Source organism: Streptomyces sp. CNP082, from assembly GCF_059570535.1.
In genome coordinates, this window is the sequence record NZ_JCANSZ010000004.1 from 59,823 (window position 1) to 79,148 (window position 19,326).

Annotated in this window: 17 protein-coding genes; 12 read left to right on the forward strand and 5 right to left on the reverse strand. The window is 74.5% G+C overall.

The annotated features are described in order from the left end of the window. Nucleotides 1-157 precede the first annotated feature (157 nt). The 7 genes from B124_RS04650 to B124_RS04680 all read left to right on the forward strand — a co-directional run bounded on the left by B124_RS04650 (nucleotide 158) and on the right by B124_RS04680 (nucleotide 8,117). On the forward strand, nucleotides 158-1,072 hold the full coding sequence (locus tag B124_RS04650) for a Cgl0159 family (beta/alpha)8-fold protein (protein WP_496501342.1): 915 nt from the start codon (nucleotides 158-160) through the stop codon (nucleotides 1,070-1,072). Then, complete coding sequence (gene iolB, locus B124_RS04655) at nucleotides 1,069-1,965, forward strand: 5-deoxy-glucuronate isomerase (RefSeq protein ID WP_496501343.1); 897 nt, start codon at nucleotides 1,069-1,071, stop codon at nucleotides 1,963-1,965. Before B124_RS04650 ends, iolB begins: the two co-directional genes overlap by 4 nt. Continuing rightward, complete coding sequence (gene iolD / locus B124_RS04660; protein WP_496501344.1) at nucleotides 1,962-3,863, forward strand: 3D-(3,5/4)-trihydroxycyclohexane-1,2-dione acylhydrolase (decyclizing); 1,902 nt, start codon at nucleotides 1,962-1,964, stop codon at nucleotides 3,861-3,863. Before iolB ends, iolD begins: the two co-directional genes overlap by 4 nt. A gap of 82 nt (nucleotides 3,864-3,945) precedes the next feature. Further along, nucleotides 3,946-5,448, forward strand: coding sequence for a CoA-acylating methylmalonate-semialdehyde dehydrogenase (locus tag B124_RS04665; RefSeq protein ID WP_496501345.1), 1,503 nt, complete (start codon nucleotides 3,946-3,948; stop codon nucleotides 5,446-5,448). A 67-nt stretch (nucleotides 5,449-5,515) separates the two neighbouring features. Further along, nucleotides 5,516-6,457, forward strand: coding sequence for a TIM barrel protein (locus B124_RS04670; protein ID WP_496501346.1), 942 nt, complete (start codon nucleotides 5,516-5,518; stop codon nucleotides 6,455-6,457). Between the two features lie 26 nt (nucleotides 6,458-6,483). After that, nucleotides 6,484-7,500, forward strand: a complete 1,017-nt coding sequence (locus B124_RS04675) for a Gfo/Idh/MocA family protein (RefSeq protein WP_496501347.1) — start codon at nucleotides 6,484-6,486, stop codon at nucleotides 7,498-7,500. Between the two features lie 242 nt (nucleotides 7,501-7,742). Continuing rightward, on the forward strand, nucleotides 7,743-8,117 hold the full coding sequence (locus tag B124_RS04680; RefSeq protein ID WP_496501348.1) for a hypothetical protein: 375 nt from the start codon (nucleotides 7,743-7,745) through the stop codon (nucleotides 8,115-8,117). A 33-nt stretch (nucleotides 8,118-8,150) separates the two neighbouring features. Here the strand turns inward: B124_RS04680 and B124_RS04685 are convergent, their stop codons facing one another. Next, complete coding sequence (locus tag B124_RS04685; protein ID WP_496501349.1) at nucleotides 8,151-9,797, reverse strand: DNA repair helicase XPB; 1,647 nt, start codon at nucleotides 9,795-9,797, stop codon at nucleotides 8,151-8,153. A gap of 111 nt (nucleotides 9,798-9,908) precedes the next feature. Next, nucleotides 9,909-10,388 carry an iron chaperone gene (locus tag B124_RS04690; RefSeq protein ID WP_496501350.1) on the reverse strand — a complete coding sequence of 160 codons (480 nt, stop codon included), beginning with the start codon at nucleotides 10,386-10,388 and terminating at the stop codon, nucleotides 9,909-9,911. Between the two features lie 92 nt (nucleotides 10,389-10,480). On the opposite strand from B124_RS04690, the gene B124_RS04695 reads away from it, so the two are divergent. Next, complete coding sequence (locus B124_RS04695) at nucleotides 10,481-10,975, forward strand: SRPBCC family protein (RefSeq protein ID WP_496501351.1); 495 nt, start codon at nucleotides 10,481-10,483, stop codon at nucleotides 10,973-10,975. 51 nt (nucleotides 10,976-11,026) lie between these two features. On the opposite strand, the gene B124_RS04700 is transcribed toward B124_RS04695, so the two are convergent. Further along, the gene (locus tag B124_RS04700; RefSeq protein WP_496501352.1) at nucleotides 11,027-13,639 is read right to left on the reverse strand and encodes a helicase-associated domain-containing protein; all 2,613 of its coding nucleotides are present in this window, start codon (nucleotides 13,637-13,639) and stop codon (nucleotides 11,027-11,029) included. A 109-nt stretch (nucleotides 13,640-13,748) separates the two neighbouring features. After that, nucleotides 13,749-14,609: a DUF3027 domain-containing protein gene (locus B124_RS04705; protein WP_496501552.1), complete on the reverse strand. Its 861-nt coding sequence runs from the start codon at nucleotides 14,607-14,609 to the stop codon at nucleotides 13,749-13,751. 272 nt (nucleotides 14,610-14,881) lie between these two features. Here B124_RS04705 and B124_RS04710 point away from each other — a divergent pair, with 272 nt between their 5' ends. The 4 genes from B124_RS04710 to B124_RS04725 are packed head-to-tail and all read left to right on the forward strand — an operon-like array spanning nucleotide 14,882 to nucleotide 18,546. Beyond that, complete coding sequence (locus tag B124_RS04710) at nucleotides 14,882-16,309, forward strand: MFS transporter (RefSeq protein ID WP_496501553.1); 1,428 nt, start codon at nucleotides 14,882-14,884, stop codon at nucleotides 16,307-16,309. Between the two features lie 26 nt (nucleotides 16,310-16,335). After that, nucleotides 16,336-16,872 carry a hypothetical protein gene (locus tag B124_RS04715; protein ID WP_496501353.1) on the forward strand — a complete coding sequence of 179 codons (537 nt, stop codon included), beginning with the start codon at nucleotides 16,336-16,338 and terminating at the stop codon, nucleotides 16,870-16,872. 16 nt (nucleotides 16,873-16,888) lie between these two features. Further along, a complete protein-coding gene (locus B124_RS04720) occupies nucleotides 16,889-17,614 on the forward strand; it encodes a futalosine hydrolase (protein ID WP_496501354.1) in 726 nt (241 codons plus the stop codon). Then, nucleotides 17,611-18,546 carry a 1,4-dihydroxy-6-naphtoate synthase gene (locus tag B124_RS04725; protein ID WP_496501355.1) on the forward strand — a complete coding sequence of 312 codons (936 nt, stop codon included), beginning with the start codon at nucleotides 17,611-17,613 and terminating at the stop codon, nucleotides 18,544-18,546. Before B124_RS04720 ends, B124_RS04725 begins: the two co-directional genes overlap by 4 nt. Before the next feature lie 287 nt (nucleotides 18,547-18,833). Here B124_RS04725 and B124_RS04730 read toward each other — a convergent pair whose 3' ends face one another. Further along, on the reverse strand, nucleotides 18,834-19,322 hold the full coding sequence (locus B124_RS04730) for a hypothetical protein (RefSeq protein ID WP_496501356.1): 489 nt from the start codon (nucleotides 19,320-19,322) through the stop codon (nucleotides 18,834-18,836). Between the last annotated feature and the right edge of the window lie 4 nt (nucleotides 19,323-19,326).

The following is a 19,326-nucleotide window of genomic DNA, read 5'->3' on the forward strand; positions in this document are numbered from 1 at the left end:
GGCGCACGCTCGGCACGCAGCGCTCGCAGGGCACGCCCGTGACGCTGCGCGCAGAGCGCGCACAGCGTACGCGGCCGGCGAGTGCGACGATCGACGTGCGCACCGCAGCAGCGACTGCGACCACCCGCGCACGCGCCCACTTCCCGGAGAACCACGCATGAGCGTTGAGAACATCGGCGACCTGACCGCCGCCCGCGTCAACCACCCCGAGGCGATCGCCGCCGCGGCGGCAGCCCGCCGCCCCGCGGCCTCGCCCCTCGGCGGCGACGGGACCGGCGGCGAGACTGGCGGCGGGACCGGCGGCCGGGCAATGATCATCGCCGCCGACCACCCCGCCCGCGGCGCCAACGCCGTCGGCGGCGACGCGTTCGCCATGGCCGACCGCGGGCTGCTGCTGGAGCGGCTGTGCCTGGCCCTGGAGCGCCCCGGCGTCACCGGCGTGCTGGCCACCGCCGACATCCTGGAGGATCTGCTCCTCCTCGGCGTCCTCGACGGCAAGTCCGTCTTCGGCTCCATGAACCGCGGCGGCCTCGCCGGCTCCTCCTTCGAGATAGACGACCGCTTCACCGGCTACGACGCCGAGACCATCGAGGCCATGGGCTTCGACGGCGGCAAGATGCTCACCCGCATCGCCCTTGAGGACCCGGCCACCGCCGCCACCCTCCAGGCCAGCGCCCGCGCGGTCGACGCGCTCGCCGACCGGCGGCTCATCGCGATGGTCGAGCCGTTCCTGTCCCGGTGGGAGGACGGCCGGGTGCGCAACGACCTGTCCCCGGACGCCGTCGTGAAGTCCGTCTCCATCGCCTCCGGGCTCGGCCGGCGCAGCGCGTACACGTGGCTGAAGCTGCCCGTCGTCCCGGAGATGGAGCGCGTCGTCGCCGCGACCACGCTGCCCGTGGTGCTGCTCGGCGGCGACGTCGGCGGCGCGGATGCGCAGCGCGCGGCGTTCGACTCCTGGCGCAAGGCGCTGCGGCTGCCCGGCGTGCAGGGGCTGGTGATGGGCCGTTCGCTGCTGTACCCGGCGGACGGCGACGTGAGCGGGGCAGTGGACCGGGCGGTGAGCTTGCTGTGAGCGATCGGAACGACAACCTCTTCGTACGCGGCGGAGAGTCGGCCGAAGGCCCGTACCGTACGGTCATCAGCCCGCAGTCCGCCGGCTGGGGCTACTCCGGCCTGCGCATCCTCGAACTCGCCCCCGGCGAGAGCCAGACGCTGGCCACCGGCGACGCCGAGCACCTCGTGCTCCCGCTGGCCGGCGGCTGCACCGTCGAGGCCGACGGCGAACGGCTGGTTCTCGATGGCCGCACCGGCCGCGACGGCGTCTTCGGCGCGCCGACCGACTTCGCCTACGTGCCGCGCGACGCCGAGGTCCGCATCACCAGCCCCGGCGGCGGCCGGTTCGCGCTGCCCTCGGCGCGCTGCGAGCGGCGGCTGCCGGTGCGCTACGGGCCGGCCGCGGACGTCCCCGTGGAGCTGCGCGGCGCCGGCACGTGCAGCCGCGAGGTGCACAACTACTGCCTGCCGCAGACCTTCGACGCCGACCGGCTGCTGGTCTGCGAGGTGCTCACCCCCGGCGGCAACTGGTCCTCCTACCCGCCGCACAAGCACGACGAGGCGCGCGCGGGCGAGGAGAGCGAGCTGGAGGAGATCTACTACTTCGAGGTCGCCGACGGCCCCGACGGCGGCCCCGGCATGGCCTACCAGCGCGTCTACGGCACCGCCGAGCGGCCGTTGGAGGTGCTGGAAGAGGTGCGCAGCGGCGACACCGTGCTCATCCCGCACGGCTGGCACGGCCCGTCGATGGCCGTACCCGGCTACGACCTGTACTACCTGAACGTCATGGCCGGACCCGGCGCCGAACGGGCCTGGCTGATCTGCGACGACCCGGCACACGGCTGGATCCGCAGCACCTGGGAAGACCAGGAGACCGACCCGAGGCTGCCGTTCGGAGGAGGGACGCGATGAGCGAGGCACACGGCAAGGACACCGTCAGGCTCACCACCGCCCAGGCGCTGGTGCGCTTTCTGGCCAGCCAGTACAGCGAACGCGACGGCGTCGAACAGCGGCTGATCCCCGGCATGTGGGGCATCTTCGGCCACGGCAACGTCGCCGGCGTCGGGCAGGCGCTGCTCCAGGCGGCCCGTACCGGCGAGGCGGACCTCCCGTACTATCTGGCCCGCAACGAGCAGGCCATGGTCCACTCCGCCACCGCCTACGCCAAGACGGTGAACCGGCTGCAGACCTACGCCTGCACCTCCTCCATCGGCCCCGGCGCCACCAACATGGTCACCGGCGCCGCCCTGGCCACCACCAACCGGCTGCCGGTCCTCCTCCTGCCCGGCGACGTCTTCGCCACCCGCGCCGCCGACCCGGTGCTCCAGCAGCTCGAAGACCCGCGCAACGGCGACCTGTCCGTCAACGACGCGCTCCGCCCCGTCTCCGCGTACTTCGACCGCGTGGAGCGCCCCGAGCAGCTCATCCCCGCCGCGCTCGCCGCGATGCGGGTGCTCACCGACCCCGCCGAGACCGGCGCCGTCACCCTCGCGCTGCCGCAGGACGTGCAGGCCGAGGCGTACGACTGGCCGGTGGCGTTCCTGCGCCGCCGGGTGTGGCACGTGCCCAGGACCGCGCCCGAGCCCGCGGCGCTGGCCCGCGCCGTCGCGCTGCTGCGCGGCGCCCGCCGGCCGCTGCTCGTCGCCGGCGGCGGCGCGGTGTACTCCGAGGCGTGGGAGGCGCTGCGGGCGTTCGCGCTGCGCACCGGCATCCCCGTCGCCGACACCCACGCCGGCAAGGGCGCCGTGCCCTGGGACCACCCCTCCGCCGTCGGCGCGCTCGGCGCCACCGGCACCGCCGCCGCCAACGCGCTCGCCGCCGAGGCTGACGTGGTCCTCGGCGTCGGCACCCGCTACAGCGACTTCACCACCGCCAGCCGCACCGTCTTCGCCCGCCCCGACGTGGCGTTCGTCAACCTCAACGCCGCCCGCCTCGACGCCGTCAAGCACGCCGCGGAGCCGCTGGTCGCGGACGCCCGCGCGGGCCTTCAGGCGCTCGATACGGAACTTGCCGACTGGCAGGCCGACGACGCCTACCGCGCGCGTGTACGCGAACTCGCCGACGACTGGCACCGCACCGCCGACGCCGTCTACCACCCCGAGCGGCCCCACGGCCCGCTGCCCGCGCAGACGGAGATCCTCGGCGCCGTCAACGACCTGGCCGGCGACCGCGACGTCGTGATCAACGCCGCCGGGTCCATGCCCGGTGACCTGCAGACCCTCTGGCGGGCCCGGGACCCGAAGGCGTACCACGTCGAGTACGCCTACTCCACCATGGGCTACGAGATCGCCGCCGGCATCGGCGTGAAGCTGGCCGCGCCGGACCGCGAGGTCGTCGTCCTTGTCGGCGACGGCTCGTACCTGATGCTCTCCCAGGAGATCGTCACCGCCGTCGCCGAGGGCCTGAAGCTGATCGTCGTCCTCCTCGACAACGGCGGCTTCGCGTCCATCGGCGCGCTCTCGGAGTCGCTGGGCTCCCAGCGCTTCGGCACCCGCTACGCCGGCCGCAACCCCGACACCGGCGAACTCGACGGCGGGCCGCTGCCCGTGGACTTGGCCGCGAACGCCGCGAGCCTCGGCGCGGACGTGCTGCGGGCGACGACGGTCGCGGAGTTCCGGGACGCCTTCGTACGGGCCAAGGAGGCGGAGCGCACCACGGTGGTGCACGTCGTCACCGACCTGACCGGGCCCAACCCGCCCAGCTCCGCGTGGTGGGACGTGCCGGTGAGCGAGGTCTCCGAGCTGGACTCCACGCGCAAGGCGTACGAGGAGTACCGCGCCGGCAAGCGCGCCCAGCGCCCGTACCTCTGACCCTCCCCGCCCCCCGACCGCCCCGGACCGCCGACGATCCGCAACTCCTGTACCGCACCGGCAAGTTAAGCGAGACCCTCATATGCACACGATCGAGCACTGGATCGCCGGCGGTCTGACCGCCGCCTCCGCCACCCGCACCGCCCCCGTCTACGACCCGGCCACCGGCCGCGAGCAGGCCCGCGTCCTGCTCGCCGAGACCGCAGACGTCGACGCCGCCGTCACCGCCGCCGCCACGGCGTACGAGACCTGGAGCGAGAGCTCGCTGTCCCAGCGGATGCGCGTGATGTTCGCCTTCCGCGAGCTGCTGGCCAAGCACGAGGACGAGCTGGCCCGGATCATCTCCACACAGCACGGCAAGATCATCTCGGATGCGCGCGGCGAGATCGTCCGCGGCCGGGAGGTCGTCGAGTACGCCTGCGGGATAGCCGACGCCCTCAAGGGCGGCTACTCCGACCAGTACTCGCGCGGCGTGGACGTCCTGTCCTTCCGCGAGCCGCTGGGGGTGTGCGCCGGCATCACCCCGTTCAACTTCCCCGCGATGGTGCCGCTGTGGATGCACCCCATCGCCATCGCCACCGGCAACACGTTCGTGCTCAAGCCCAGCGAGCGCGACCCGTCCGCTTCCAACTTCGTCGCCCGGCTCTACGCGGACGCCGGGCTGCCCGACGGCGTCTTCAACGTCGTGCACGGCGACAAGACGGCCGTGGACGCCCTCCTCGACCACCCCGGCATCTCCGCCGTCTCCTTCGTCGGCTCCACCCCCATCGCCACCTACGTCCACGAGCGCGCCACCGCCGCCGGCAAGCGCGTCCAGGCGCTCGGCGGCGCGAAGAACCACGCCGTCGTCCTGCCGGACGCCGACCTGGACTACGCCTCCGACCAGCTCATCGCCGCCGCCTACGGCTCCGCCGGCGAGCGCTGCATGGCGATCTCCGTCGCCGTCGCGGTCGGTGACGCGGCCGAGCCGCTGGTCGAGGCGCTGCAGCGCAAGGCCCGCGCGGTGCGCGTCGGCCCCGGCGACGACCCGGCCAGCGAGATGGGCCCGCTCGTCACCCGCGCCGCGCAGGAGCGCGTCGACGGGGCGGTCGCCTCGGCGGCCGAGCAGGGCGCGACGGTCGTCGTCGACGGGCGCGACCTGAAGGTCGCCGGCCACGAGGAGGGCTTCTTCACCGGGCCGACGCTGCTCGACCACGTCAGCGCGACGATGGACGCGTACCGTACGGAGATCTTCGGCCCGGTGCTCGCGGTGATCCGCGTCGCCACCCTGGACGAGGCCATCGCGCTCATCAACGCCAACCCGTACGGCAACGGCACCGCCCTGTTCACCGGCGACGGCGGCGCCGCCCGGCGCTTCCAGCGCGGGGTGCACGTCGGCATGGTCGGCATCAACGTGCCGGTGCCGGTGCCGATGGCCGCGTACTCCTTCGGCGGCTGGAAGGACTCGCTCATCGGCGACAGCCCCGTCCACGGCCCGGAGGGCGTGCACTTCTACACCCGCCCGAAGGTCGTCACCACCCGCTGGCCGGCCGGCGGCAACCCGGCGGCCCGCGGCGCGGCGTTCGCGTTCCCGACCGCCAACTGAACACCGCGCCCCGAGACTCACGAGCCCGAGACTCACGAGCCCCCGACCACCGAGAGGCCGCACCCTCATGACGAACGCACCCGGCGTCCCGCGCCCCGCCGCTGGCAATCTGTGCCTGGGCTCCGCCCCCTGCTCCTGGGGGGTGTGGTTCCCCGAGGAGGAGCACCAGGTCCCCTACACCCGCTTCCTCGACGAGCTGGCCGAGACCGGCTACAAGTGGCTGGAGCTGGGCCCGTACGGCTATCTGCCCACCGACCCGCAGCGCCTCGCCGGCGAACTCGCCGACCGCGGCCTCCAGGTCTCCGGCGGCACGATCTTCGGCGCCCTGCACCGCCCCGCGGAGTGGGACGAGACGCTGGCCAACGTCCGCCGTGTCGCCGAACTCACCGCCGCCGCCGGCGCCCACCACCTCGTGCTCATCCCGCCGCTGTACCGCGACGAGAAGACCGGCGACTTCACCGAGCCGCCGGAGCTGACGGCAGAGCAGTGGACGGCGCTGGGCAAGGCCGCCGACGACCTCGGCAAGATCCTCCTGGACGACTACGACGTCCGGCTCGTCGTCCACCCGCACGCCGACAGCCACATCCAGACCCAGCCGGAGATCGAGCGCTTCCTGAACGCCACCGACTCCCGCTACGCCAACCTCTGCCTGGACACCGGCCACGTCGCGTACGGCGGCGGCGACGCCGTCGACCTCATCCGCCGCTACGCCGAGCGCATCGGCTACGTCCACATCAAGCAGATGGACCCGGTGATCATCGAGCAGGTCAGGGCCGAGAACCTGTCGTTCAGCGAGGCCGTCAGCCGCGGTGTGGCGGTCGAGCCGCCGGCGGGCGTGCCCAACCCGGCGGACATCGTCGAGGCGCTGTCCGGTCTGGACGCGGAGCTGTTCGTGGTCGTCGAGCAGGACCTGTGGCCGTGCGAGCCGGACGTGCCGCTGCCGATCGCGGTCCGCACCCGCGACTACCTGGCGGGCGTCGGCCTCAGCGGCACGCGCCGCCCCCGCTGAGAACGAGCGTTGAGGAGCAAGACGTCATGACCGTACGCATCGGAGTCGTCGGTACCGGCGCCATCGGCCGCGAGCACATCGAGCGCATCAGCCGCGTCATCAGCGGCGCCCGCGTCAGCGCCGTCGCCGACATCGACGAGACGGCGGCCGAGAAGGCCGCGGCGGAGGCGGGCGGCGCGCGGGTCGCGTCGGCCGCCGACATCGAGGGGTCCCTGATCGGCGCCGACGACGTGGACGCGGTGCTGGTCTCGTCCTGGCACGCCGCCCACGCCGGGCACGTGCTCGCCGCGATCGCCGCGGGCAAGCCGGTGCTCTGCGAGAAGCCGCTGGCCACCACCGCCCAGGACGCGCTGCGCGTGCTCGCCGCGGAGGAGGCGTACGGGCGGCGGCTGGTGCAGGTCGGGTTCATGCGCCGCTACGACCCGGGCTACCGGGAGCTGAAGCGCGTCATCGCCGGCGGCGGCATCGGCCGGCCGCTGATGATGCACTGCGCCCACCGCAACCGGACCCAGGCCGAGCGGTACACCACCGAGATGGCCGCGCAGGACACCGGCGTGCACGAGATCGACGCCGCCCGCTGGCTGCTCGACGACGAGATCGTCTCCGCGCAGGTCATCATGCCGCGCGCCACCTCGCACCGCTTCCCGCACCTGAAGGACCCGCAGTTCATGCTCTTCGAGACGGCCGGCGGGGTCCGTATCGACCTGGAGGTCTTCGTCAACTGCCAGTACGGCTACGACATCCAGTGCGAGACGGTCGGCGAGACCGGCCTGATCCGGCTGCCAGACCCGGCGCGCGCCGAGGTCCGCGCGGCGGCCCGGATCGGCACGGAGATCGACCAGGAGTGGGGCGGGCGCTTCGCCGAGGCGTTCGACGTCGAGGTGCAGGCGTGGGTCGACTCGGTGGCCGCGGGCGCTGCCACAGGACCGAGCGCCTGGGACGGCTACGCCGCCACGGCGGTCGCGGCGGCGACGGTCGAGGCGCAGCAGACGGGCGCGGTGGTGGACGTGAACCTCGTCGAGCGCCCGGCGTTCTACGCCTGAGCCGCGGGCCGGTCCGCCACCTGACGCGCGGGCCGGCCCGCTTTCCGGCCCGGTCAACCGGGCCGGTACCCCCGGCCGGGGCACCGCCCCGGCCGGCCGTGTTTCCCGCGGCCCCGGCCCCCGCTCGCGGGGGAGGGGCCGGGCCGCGGGAACCCCGGCCCCACTCCGGCACGTCTCCTTCCGCGGCAGGCGTGTCCACAGGGGGTTACGGGGGTACAGGGATGTCGCTGACGGAGCCACCGATGCTGAGCCGGCCGTCGTGGGTCGGCGTGACGACGACGCTGGGCCGGATCGCGTACGCGCTGGGGGCCTTACCCGCGACGCTGATGACGCTGCTGATCCCGACGTTCCGCGGCGAGCGCGACTACTGCACGCCGCCCGACCACACCGGGCCGTGCGACCGTATCCAGGACATGAGCACCGGCTCCGCCGCCGGCCTCGGCCTGGGCGTCCTCACGCTGCTGCTGGCCGGCGCCGTGCTGCAGTCCGTCGGCCGGCGGCTGGCCGAGGCGGGCGGCGGCCGGGAGCGGCTCGGGGTGGCGCTGGTGCTGGGGGCGCTGGCGGCGCCGGCGGTGGCGTTCGCGGTGCTGGCGTACGGGTACACGGCGTCGTCCTGAGACCGCTCACCCCGCGGCCCGCCGCCGGGGCCGTCAGGCGTCGTCGCCGGCCAGGACGTCGTCCGCGTCCGCGATCCGGTACGCGTACCCCTGCTCGGCGAGGAACCGCTGCCGGTGCGCGGCGAAGTCCTGGTCGATGGTGTCGCGGGCGACGAGCGAGTAGAACCGCGCCTCGTGCCCGTCCTCCTTCGGCCGCAGCACCCGGCCGAGCCGCTGCGCCTCCTCCTGCCGCGAGCCGAACGTGCCGGAGACCTGGATGGCGACCGTCGCCTCCGGCAGGTCGACCGAGAAGTTCGCGACCTTCGACACCACCAGCACGCCGATCTCGCCGCTGCGGAAGGCGTCGAACAGCTTCTCCCGGCGGGCGTTGGTCGTCTCGCCCTTGATGACGGGCGCGTCCAGATGCTCGCCCAGCTCGTCGAGCTGGTCGATGTACTGCCCGATGACGAGCGTCTGCTCACCCTTGTGCCGGGCGACCAGCGCCTCGGCGACCTTGCGTTTGGTGTCGGTCGTGGCACAGAAGCGGTACTTCTCCTCCGCCTCCGCCGTGGCGTACGCGAGCCGCTCGGCGTCCGTGAGGTTCACCCGCACCTCGACGCAGTCCGCGGGCGCGATGTAGCCCTGCGCCTCGATCTCCTTCCACGGGGCGTCGAAGCGCTTGGGCCCGATGAGCGAGAACACGTCGGACTCGCGGCCGTCCTCCCGTACGAGCGTGGCCGTCAGCCCGAGCCGGCGGCGCGCCTGGAGGTCGGCGGTGAACTTGAAGACGGGCGCCGGCAGCAGGTGCACCTCGTCGTAGACGATCAGCCCCCAGTCGCGGGAGTCGAAGAGCTCCAGGTGCGGGTAGACGCCTTTGCGGCGCGTCGTCAGCACCTGGTACGTGGCGATGGTGACCGGCCGGATCTCCTTGCGGGCGCCGCTGTACTCGCCGATCTCGTGCTCGGTCAGCGACGTCCGGCGCAGCAGCTCGCTCTTCCACTGCCGGGCCGCGACCGTGTTCGTCACGAGGATCAGCGTCGTCGCCTTCGCCTCGGCCATCGCCCCGGCGCCGACGAGCGTCTTGCCCGCCCCGCACGGCAGCACGACGACGCCCGAGCCGCCGTGCCAGAAGCCCTCGACGGCCTGCTTCTGGTACGGGCGCAGCGCCCAGCCGTCCTCGACCAGCGCGATCGGGTGCGCCTCTCCGTCCACGTACCCCGCGAGGTCCTCGGCGGGCCAGCCGAGCTTCAGCAGCGCCTGCTTGATCTGCCCGCGCTCCGAGGGGTGCACGGCGACGGTGTCGTCGTCGAGCCGCGCGCCGACCAGCGGCTGTATCCGCTTGGAGCGCAGGATCTCCTCCAGCACCGGCCGGTCGGTGGTGGACAGCACCAGCCCGTGCGCGGGGTGCTTGGTGAGCGTCAGCCGCCCGTACCGCGCCATGGTCTCGGCGACGTCCACGAGCAGCGCGTGCGGCACGGGATAGCGGGAGTAGGTCATGAGGGCGTCCACGACCTGCTCGGCGTCGTGCCCGGCGGCGCGCGCGTTCCACAGGCCGAGGGGTGTGACGCGGTAGGTGTGGATGTGCTCCGGGGCGCGCTCCAGCTCGGCGAAGGGCGCGATGGCGCGCCGGCACTCCTCGGCCAGTTCGTGGTCGACTTCCAGCAGGAGCGTTTTGTCGGACTGCACGATCAGGCAGGCCATGCGCACCTCCTCCCCCTACGGCCGCGCCCGGCTCGGGACACCGGGCAACTCGGGACACCGGGCAATGGGAAACAGGGAAGTCTACCTCGCGGCGGGGCGGGCGTGCGGCGGTCAGCTCATGGCCTTCTTCACCAGCTCGGTGACCGTCTTCTCGTGGGCGGGCGTCAGCTCGGTGATCGCGAAGGAGGTCGGCCACATGGTGCCGTCGTCGAGGTGCGCGGCGTCGTTGAAGCCGAGGGTCAGATACCGCGCCTTGAACTTGTCCGCGGCCTGCACGAAGCAGACGATCTTCCCGCCCTTGCCGTTCCTGGCGCCCGAGGCGTACGCGGGCATCCCGTACCACAGCCGCGGGGACAGCTCCGGCGCCGCCTCGGTGATGAGGGTGTGCAGCCTCCCGGCGAGGGCCCGGTCGGACTCCGGCATCTCGGCGATCTTCTCCAGCAGCTCGGCCACCGGGTCCGCCTTGGCGCCGCCGCGCTTGGCCTTCTTGATCTCCTTCGCGCGTTCCTTCATGGCCGCGATCTCTTCTTCGGTGAAGCCCTCGTAGGACTCGCCGTCCTCGGCCGTGGCTGCCTTCTTCGCGTCCGCCATCGCAGTACCTTTCTGGGGTCTGACCGGGTACGCGTCTCAGATTACGAAGAACGACCGGCGATGACTTCTCCAGAACTGACCGGAGGTCCTCAGTGGCACGCAGCCGCCGTCTGATCCTGACCCCGCCCGACACGGTCTGGGACCTGCTGAGCGACGGCTACCGCTACGGCGAGTGGGTCACCGGCACCCGGCAGGTCCTCGCCGCGGACCCGCACTGGCCCCTGCTGGGCGCCCGGCTGCGGGTCCGCGTCGGCGTCGGCCCCGTGGTGCTGGACGACACCTGCGTCGTCCGCGTCTGCGAGCCGGGCCGGCGGCTGGAGCTGGAGGCGAAGGCCGACCCGTTCGGGGCGGCGCGGATCGCGATGCGGCTGGAGCCGTGGGGCGAGCACACGCTGTTCTTCCTGGAGTGGCACCCGCTGCGCGGACCGGGGACGAGGATGCACGGGCTGCCGGTGGACTACCTGGTCGCGGTGCGCAACGGGATGATGCTGACGAAGCTGGCGCGGATCGCGGTACGGGAGTACGGGGCGGGGCGGCGGGTGGACCGGGTGGATGGGGTGGGCGGGGTGGGCGCCGGGCAGGGGTGACCGGCTGCAGGATGCCGGTTGATCCGGTTGATCCGGTTGACCCGGTCGGCCTCAGGTGGGCTCGTCGGCGAGTTCCGCGGCGCCGGTGATGCGGTGGAGGGGGTAGGTGCGCACCTCGTCGGCGGTGTGGTCGTACGCGGTGACGTAGCCGCCCTCGACGCGGACGGGGGCGATGACGCGCTGGCTGGCGGCGCCGTCGGCGTTGACGTAGCCGATCCAGACGACGGCGCTGCCGAGGACGGCGGTCTGGAGGACGGCGAGGGTCTCGGCGGCGGGGGTGCGGGGGAGGCCGCCGGGGGGCGGGGCGGCGGCGCCGGTGGCGGTGGCGGTGGCGGGGGCTTGCGGGGCGCCGGGTTCGGCGCGGAGGGGGGCGGTGGCGGCGCGGTCTCCGGCCCGTACGGCGCGGACGGCCGCCGCGAGGAGGGTGGCGTCCGGGACGGGCGGGCCGTCGGGGACGGGGGTCGGCGGCGTCCGGGGCGGGGTGCGGTGCGCGGCGGCGCGGGCGACGAGGACGGCGCCGTCCGGCGACTCGGCGGCGGGGGCGTAGCCCATCGCGCGGAGCCCGGCCAGCAGGACGTCGGGCGGGGCGGGGGAGACGAGGACGGTGGGCGCGAGGTGGCGCAGCCGCAGCTCGGCGGCGCGCCGGTCGGCGAGGATCTCGGCGAGGAGGGCGTCGTCGTCGCAGCGCAGGTACGCGCCAGCGGCGCCGATCCGCAGCCGGCCGTGCTTGCGGGCCACGTCGTCGATGAGGTAGCTGAGCGGCTGCGGCACGGGGGTGCGGGAGTGGGCGGCGAGGAAGTCGTGCAGCTCGGCGGCGGACCGCCCGGCGTCCAGCGCGCGCCGTACGGAGCCCTGGGTGAAGCGGTAGACGGTGGCGCCGCCTTTGGACTCGACCTCGGCGAGGACGCCGAGCACGGCGGCGAGTCCGCGCTGGAGGGGGCCGGGCGCGATGGCGGTGAGGTCGGCCTGCAGCAGCACGTGGTCGACGGGCGGCGGCAGGTGCGGCGCGAGCACGCCGGCGGCCCGGAGCGCGGCGGCGTGGGCCTCGGCGGGGGTGGCGGGCGGTCGAGCGGGGTGCGTGTCGGAGGGGCGGCCTACCCTAGGGCGGGTGTGCGGGGGAGACTCGGCGGCCGGGGTCGAGCCGGTCGTTGTTGCCGTGGTCCGGGCGCCGCCCGCGTCCGTGTCCGCGTCCGGCGTGGTCAGCAGCGCGGCGCCGTGGGCGGCCAGTGCGCCGCGGCCCGTGACGCCCAGCAGCTCCGCCTCCTCCAGCGTCCAGCGGGCCAGCCGCGTGCGCAGGTCCTCCTCCTCGCCCTCCGCCGGCACCCCGCCCCGCGGCGGGTGCTCCCAGCGGAGCCGGGCCACCACCGAGTCCGCCGTCGGCGCCGTGCCCTCGGGCAGCCCCGAGAGGAGCCCCAGCACCGCGTGCCGTACCTCCGGCGCCGCGCCGCGGTCCAGGCCCTCGCCCAGTGCCGACAGCACCCGGCCCTTGCCGTCCCGGCCGCCGGCCAGCCCCGGGGTCCGGGTCGCCGCCAGCCACGCCGCCACCAGCTCCGCCCACCGCTCGGCCGCCGGCAGCGCCAGCCACTCGTCGTACGCCGGGGTCGGCGCGTACCGTTCGTCCGTCTCGCCGTCCGAGGCCAGCAGCCCCGCCCCGTAGGCCAGTTCCACCCAGAACGCCGCCCGCGGCTCCGCGACGTCCAGCGCCGTCGCCGTGCGCTTCAGGTCCCGTACGGCCAGACCCCCCGCCCGCAGCACCGGCGGGCTCGCCGTCGCCCACTGGCCGAGCAGCTCCTCGACCGTCTCCACCGCCGCCGCCGCCTGCCCCGCGGCCGTCGCGTCGACCACCCGCATCCCGTACGACCCGGCCGCCACCGGCTCCGGCGGCACCGCCGCCACGCTCCGGTGCGCCCGCCCAAAGCGCAGGTGCAGCGCCACTTCGCGCGGCAGCAGCACGCTCCCCGGCGCCGTCGGCAGCAGCAGCCCGCGGTCCAGCAGCCACCGCACGTGCGCCGGCGGCTGCGCCGACACCGTGCCGTACGGCGGCCCCCACGTCAGCCGCCCCAGCACCGTCACCGCCTCCGGCGGCGCCTGGTCCAGCAGGTCCGCCATCCGCTTCGGGTCGCGGAACAGCGCGGTCAGCGACTCCACGGCGGAGACGGGGTCATGAGTCGCCGGCAGCCCCGTGTTCGCCAGCAGTTGCTGCAGCCGCCCCGGCGACATCCCCGTCGCCGCCTCCGCGGCGCCGGGCCCCAGGCCGGTCGCCGAGGCGGACGCCGGCGGCGTCAGCAGCTCCCGCGCCGTACGGACCAGCCGCAGCCGCTGCTCGTCCCCCCACACCAGCGCCTGCGTCCGCAGCTCCGCGACGGCGCGCGGCAGCGCGGCCACGGTGTCGGGCTCGTCGCCCATCAGCCCGGCCAGCACGTCGTACGGGCACGGGTCCGGCGCGATCGCGAGGGCCTGGGCGGTCTGCTGCGTGAACTGGTCGAGCCGTTCGAGCGCGCGGACGACGGAGGCGCGGGTGCCGGCGCGGGTGGCGAGCTGGGTGAGGTCACCCGGTACGGGGGTGACGAGGTCGGGCCGGGCACGGAGCAGTTCGGCAAGCGCGGTGTCCGGTCGGCCGCGGAGTTCCTCGGCGAGGGTCCGGGCGGGGTTGCCGGTCGTCATCCGATCCACAGTAGTCCTCGCTGAACGCCCCGCACCGGACGGAGCCGGCCGTCCCGGCTCGTACGACCTCCCGCGGGTCCCCCGTCCGGCAGGGACCGTCCGGCGAGGACTACGTCGGGTCCGCGCCCATCGTGTCCAGCACCGGCGGCGCCGGTTCCACCGGTTTCGGCATCACCGCCGCCTCCGAGTGCCCCCCGCACCCGTACGCGAGGGAGACCACGTGTCCGTCCGCCGGCGAGAACTCGTTCGCGCAGACCCCGAAGGCGCGGCGCAGCGAGCCCGCGAGCGGCATGAGGAAGCCGCAGCTCACGCACGACGCCGGTGCGGCCTGGGCCATCGCCGTCTTGGGGCCGTAGTCCTCCTCCCAGCGGTCCGCGGCGATGTGCAGGCCGTAGCGGGAGAGCACCCGGCGCCGGGTCATGCCCAGTTCGTCGGCGACGGCGGCGATCTCCCCGCGGCGCGGCACGCCGGGCAACGCCCCCTCGGCGACCGGACCGGCCTCCGCACCCGCGGCCTCCGCTGCCCCTGCTGCTTCCACGGCCTCCGCGGGCCCGACCGGCTCCAGCTCCTCGTCGCCCACCGCGAGCCCCGGCTCCAGCCGCAGGTCCTCGCCCTCCGTGGGCAGCAGGTCGCCGGGACCCAGGTCGCCGGGGCGCAGCCGCTCGCTCCACGGCACCCACTCCGGCGCCAGCAGGGCGTCCGGGCCCGGCAGCAGCACCGTTTCGTCGAGCGTCACCGTCCGCGCGCGGGACGCCCGCGCGACGGTCACCGCCCAGCGCCAGCCGCGGTAGCCGGGCAGCCGGCACTCGAAGAGGTGGGTCACCACGCGCGTGTCGTCGGCGGTGACGCCGATGTGCTCGCCGACCTGCTCCGCACCCGCGGCCGCCACGGCCGCCTCGCGGGCGAGGCCGACGGCGTCGGCGCACTGCTGGTCCGGGGTGACACGGCCGCGTACCGCGGCGCCGCGCACGGCGGTCGTCTTGGCGGGGCTGTTCGCAGGGCTCATCTGCTGGCTCACAGTCTTTCGGTACGGACGGCCGGGCGGACGGGGGAGCCGAGGGAGCGGACCGGGGGGCCGCGTCAACGCTCGTATCCTCACGACACACTCTTAGGCGCGTCGTTCACCCTACCTGGCGCCGCGCCGGGACCGTACGCCCGCCGCCTGCCACCGGCCCCCGCCGCGCCCGCGTGCCCCCCGCCGGGCTGCCGTGTGCCCCGTACGGACCACGCGTGGGTCACCGGATGACCGTGTGCGCCCCCGCGGGGTCCTCGCCCTACGGTCCCGCCTGCGGGCACTATGGCGAGGTGGTCGACGACCGGACGGCTTCCGTGACCGGCCCGCTGCAGCAGGCGGGCCGGGCGGTGGGGCGTGCCGTGCGCCGGCCGGTCGTGGGCGCGGGCCGGCGGATCCGCCGGGCCACGCACGCGCAGGGCGCGGGGGAGTCGGGCCTCGGGCGGCTGATGGAGCTGCACATGGTCAACGCCGCCGGCGACATGATGATCACCATCGCGCTGGCGTCGACGGTCTTCTTCTCCGTACCGACCGACGAGGCCCGCGGCCGGGTCGCGCTCTACCTGGCCATAACGATGTCGCCGTTCGCGCTGCTCGCCCCCGTCGTCGGCCCGCTGCTTGACCGGATCCCGCACGGCCGCCGCGCGGCCATGGCCGCCACGATGCTGGCGCGGCTGCTGCTGGCGCTGGTGCTGTCGGGGGCGGTGCAGAGCGGGGACCTGATCCTGTATCCGGCGGCGCTCGGGGTGCTGGTGTGCTCCAAGTCGTACGGGGTGGTGCGCTCGGCCGTCGTGCCGCGGCTGCTGCCGCGGCGCATCTCGCTGGTGAAGGCCAACAGCCGGGTGACGCTCGCCGGTCTGCTCGCCACCGGTCTTGCCGCGCCCGTCGGCGGGCTGCTGCACCTGATCGGCCCCGGCTTCCCGCTGTACGGGGCGATGATCGTCTTCGGCTTCGGCGTCTACCTGGCGTTCCGGATGCCGCACGCCGTGGACTCCGCGCGCGGTGAGGGCAAGGCGCGGCTCGCGTCGGGCGAGGAGAGCCGGCTGCGTACGCCGCAGAAGCCGGGACTGCGCTCCGTCGGCCCCTCGGTGCTGTACGCCCTCCAGGCCAACGCCGCGCTGCGGGTGCTGTCGGGGCTGATGACGCTCTTCCTGGCGTTCCTGCTGCGCGACAACCCGCCGGGCGGGCTGCGGCCGGAGCTGACGCTCGGCATGGCGGCGGTCGCCGCCGGCACGGGCAACGCGCTGGGCTCGGTCATCGGCTCCTGGCTGCGCTCCCGCGGGCCGGAGAAGCTGATCGCCGTGCTGCTGTCGCTCGCCCTGGCCACGACGGTGCTGGCGGCGGTCTTCTACTCGCTGCCGGCAGTGATCGGCGTCGCCGCGATGGCGGGGTTCGCGCAGTCGCTGGCGAAGCTGTCGCTGGACGCGCTGATCCAGCGGGACGTGCCCGAGCACGTGCGCACGTCGGCCTTCGCGCGCTCCGAGACCGTGATCCAACTGTCGTGGGTCCTGGGCGGCGCGATCGGCATCCTGCTGCCGCTGAACGGGGTCGGCGGCATGGCGGCGGGCGCGGCCGTCGTCGCCGCGGGGCTGGCCACGACCGTACGAGGGCTGCTCACCGCCGCCCGGCACGGCACGCCGCACCCCCGCGTGGCCTGACCGGGGCCGACAGGTAGCCTGCCCGCATGACCACAGCGCCCGCCACCACCGCGTTCTCCCGTGCCCGCGGCCTTTGCGGCGGCCCTCGCAGCCGCCGCGCCGCGGCGGCTCTCGGTGCCGTCGTCGTCTCCAGCTTCGTCCTTTCCGCGTGCGAGAAGCCGACGCCGCTGGCCCAGATCACGGTGGGCGGCCGGACGGCGAGCGCGGAAGCGCAGTGCTACGACGACGGGAAGAAGCTCTCCGACCAGAAGACGGCCACCTGCCTCGCGGAGAACGCGGAGCACTCGATCACGGCGAACGCGAAGGACACCGTCCGCATCGGCGTGGACCCCGACATCGCGGACAACGGGTGGCTGCTCTTCGTGAACGACAAGCCGGCGGCGCCGCTGGAGCCGAGCAAGAAGACGTATGTGACGTTCGACGGCGAGCAGTTGTTCAACGAGAGGTCGCAGACGGGCCAGGTCGTGCAGGGCGACAAGGCGAAGGTCGGCATCGTGGAGATGGACGGGGAAGGCGAGCCCAAGGGCGTGTGGAGCATCGACGTCAAGCGCCTCAAGTCCTGACGGGACGGCGGAGTTGATGTCCGGGGGCGGGCAGGAGCAGGGACCGGAGCCGGCGCAGGCGCGGGTGCAGGCGCACGGGGCGCGGGTGCACGGGGCGCGGGTGCTGGTCATCGCTGCCGTCGCCGCCGAGGCCGAGGCCGTCGGCCGGGCCGGGCGGGGCTACGACGTCGTGACCGGCGGGGTGGGCCCCGCGGCTGCCGCGGCGGCCACCGCCACGGCGCTCGCGGCGGCGCCCGTTCCGTACGGCCTCGTCATCGCCGCCGGGATCGGCGGCGGCTTCCCGGGCGCCGCGCCCGTGGGCGGGGTGGTGGTGGCGGACGAGATCGTGGCCGCGGACCTGGGGGCGGAGACACCCGACGGCTTCGTGCCCGTCACGGAGCTGGGCTTCGGCACCGTCGCGCACCGCCCGCCACCGGCGGCAGCGCGGGCCGCGGCGGAGGCGACCGGCGCGATACTGGCCACCGTGCTGACCGTGTCCACCGTGACGGGCTCCGCCGAGCGGGCCGCCGAACTGCTGCGGCGCCATCCGCGCGCCGCGGCGGAGGCGATGGAGGGCTTCGGCGTCGCCGAGGCCGCCGCCCGGTACGGCGTCCCGGTGCTGGAGATCCGCGCGGTGTCCAACACCGTGGGCCCCCGCGACCGCGCCGCGTGGCGCATCCCGGAGGCGCTGAAAGCCCTGACCACCGCATTCACGGCCCTCCCCGACCCCGCCGCCCCACCCCACCCAGAGGAGCCCCGATGACCTCGCCGGACACCCCGGACACCCCGGACACCCCGGACACCCCGGACACCCCGGACACCCCGGACACCCCGGACACCCCAGACACCCAGCCGTTCCGGATCGCCTACTCCCCCTGCCCCAACGACACCTTCGTCTTCCACGCCTGGGCCCACGGCTTCGTCCCCGGCGCCCCGCCGCTCGACGTCACCTTCGCCGACATCGACGTCACCAACGGCATGGCAGAACGCGGCGAGCTCGACGTGCTCAAGGTCTCGTACGCCGTCCTCCCCTACGTCCTCGACCGCTACGCCCTGCTTCCCTGCGGCGGCGCCCTCGGCCGGGCCTGCGGGCCGCTGGTGCTGACCGCCACCGCGCAGCAGCCCGGGGATCTCACCGGGCGCACCGTCGCCGTGCCCAGCGAGCGGTCGACCGCCTACCTGCTCTTCCGGCTCTGGGCCGCGGCCGAAGTGCCGGGCGGCGTCGGCGAGGTCGTCGTCATGCCGTTCCACGAGATCATGCCCGCCGTCCGCGACGGCAAGGTCGACGCGGGGCTCGTCATCCACGAGGCCCGCTTCACCTACCAGGACTACGGCCTGCGCTGCCTCGCCGACATGGGGGAGCACTGGGAGGCCGCCACCGGCCTGCCCATCCCCCTCGGCGCCATCGTCGCCCGCCGCGGCCTCGGTGCCGAGACGCTGCACGCGCTCGCCGCCGCGGCCCGCGCCTCGGTGCGGATGGCGTGGGAGGACCCGGAAGCCTCGCGGGCGTACGTGCGCGAGCACGCGCAGGAGATGGACCCCGCGGTGGCGGACCAGCACATCGGCCTGTACGTCAACGAGTTCACCGCCGACCTCGGCGAGGACGGCTACGCGGCCGTGCGCGGCCTGCTCACGAAGGCGGCGGCGGAGGGCCTGGTGCCCCCCGTCGCCCCGGACGCGCTGGCGTTCCCGTAGCGGCGACTACGCCCCCCCGGGCCCCGGCCCCGCCCACTCCGCGCCCCCGCACATCGGGCGGTGCCCCGCTTGTCACCCCGTGGCCGCCGCGGAACCCGCGTTCTGACTGGGAGGCAGGTGTTGCAGCGTCAGCAGGGCCGAGACCGCGGACGGGCTGCGGACCTCGCCGCGGGCCACCAGATTCGGCACCGACTTGAGCGACACCCGCCTCCGTCGGGAGGACTCGTGTGCGCCCTGGGGATCGCCGACGTGCGTGGGAACTGGTCAACATGCCGTGCAGCTTCACGTCAAGAGTGCCGTGCTGCCCCGTTCGGCCACACCACGTCAACGGGGATGCCAGCGGCCTGGGCTTCCAGGACGGTGTCCGCGGTGCCACCGCCCTTTCCTGACGGCGGTTCGCCGTTCCAGACCGCGACGAGCCTGTCTGCCCGCTCAAGCAGTGTGCGGTTGGCTGCCTCGTAGGCGCGGCGATTCGCGGTTCCGTACGGCATGACCACCGTTTCGGCTGCCTCGTCGAGGAGCCGGTCGAAGAGACCTGCGTGATCGGGCTTGACCTTGGTCTGCCGGTAGTCTCGCGAGGGGATGACCGCGACGAGCCGGCCACCGGCTGCGAGGACCGCCTCTGCGAAGAGGCTGTCCGCTCCCTTGGCGATGCATGAGATGCCGACGAGGTGCCCGTCTGCGTGCGGGGTGAGCAACTTGTCGAGTGCGGCGCGGATAGCTGGGATGCTGTCGTCGGTCAGGTCCATGTGCCCGGTTACGGCGAGGGTGGTCACGGTC

What these genes read in the sequence shown, in the direction of transcription:
- B124_RS04665 (WP_496501345.1), top strand. Translation starts at nt 3,946, where the DNA reads ATGCACACGATCGAGCACTGGATCGCCGGCGGTCTGACCGCCGCCTCC.
- B124_RS04710 (WP_496501553.1), top strand. Translation starts at nt 14,882, where the DNA reads ATGACCGTGTGCGCCCCCGCGGGGTCCTCGCCCTACGGTCCCGCCTGC.
- B124_RS04720 (WP_496501354.1), top strand. Translation starts at nt 16,889, where the DNA reads ATGTCCGGGGGCGGGCAGGAGCAGGGACCGGAGCCGGCGCAGGCGCGG.
- B124_RS04670 (WP_496501346.1), top strand. Translation starts at nt 5,516, where the DNA reads ATGACGAACGCACCCGGCGTCCCGCGCCCCGCCGCTGGCAATCTGTGC.
- B124_RS04685 (WP_496501349.1), bottom strand. Translation starts at nt 9,797, where the DNA reads ATGGCCTGCCTGATCGTGCAGTCCGACAAAACGCTCCTGCTGGAAGTC.
- B124_RS04715 (WP_496501353.1), top strand. Translation starts at nt 16,336, where the DNA reads ATGACCACAGCGCCCGCCACCACCGCGTTCTCCCGTGCCCGCGGCCTT.
- iolD (WP_496501344.1), top strand. Translation starts at nt 1,962, where the DNA reads ATGAGCGAGGCACACGGCAAGGACACCGTCAGGCTCACCACCGCCCAG.
- B124_RS04675 (WP_496501347.1), top strand. Translation starts at nt 6,484, where the DNA reads ATGACCGTACGCATCGGAGTCGTCGGTACCGGCGCCATCGGCCGCGAG.
- B124_RS04690 (WP_496501350.1), bottom strand. Translation starts at nt 10,388, where the DNA reads ATGGCGGACGCGAAGAAGGCAGCCACGGCCGAGGACGGCGAGTCCTAC.
- B124_RS04725 (WP_496501355.1), top strand. Translation starts at nt 17,611, where the DNA reads ATGACCTCGCCGGACACCCCGGACACCCCGGACACCCCGGACACCCCG.
- B124_RS04700 (WP_496501352.1), bottom strand. Translation starts at nt 13,639, where the DNA reads ATGACGACCGGCAACCCCGCCCGGACCCTCGCCGAGGAACTCCGCGGC.
- B124_RS04680 (WP_496501348.1), top strand. Translation starts at nt 7,743, where the DNA reads ATGCTGAGCCGGCCGTCGTGGGTCGGCGTGACGACGACGCTGGGCCGG.
- B124_RS04650 (WP_496501342.1), top strand. Translation starts at nt 158, where the DNA reads ATGAGCGTTGAGAACATCGGCGACCTGACCGCCGCCCGCGTCAACCAC.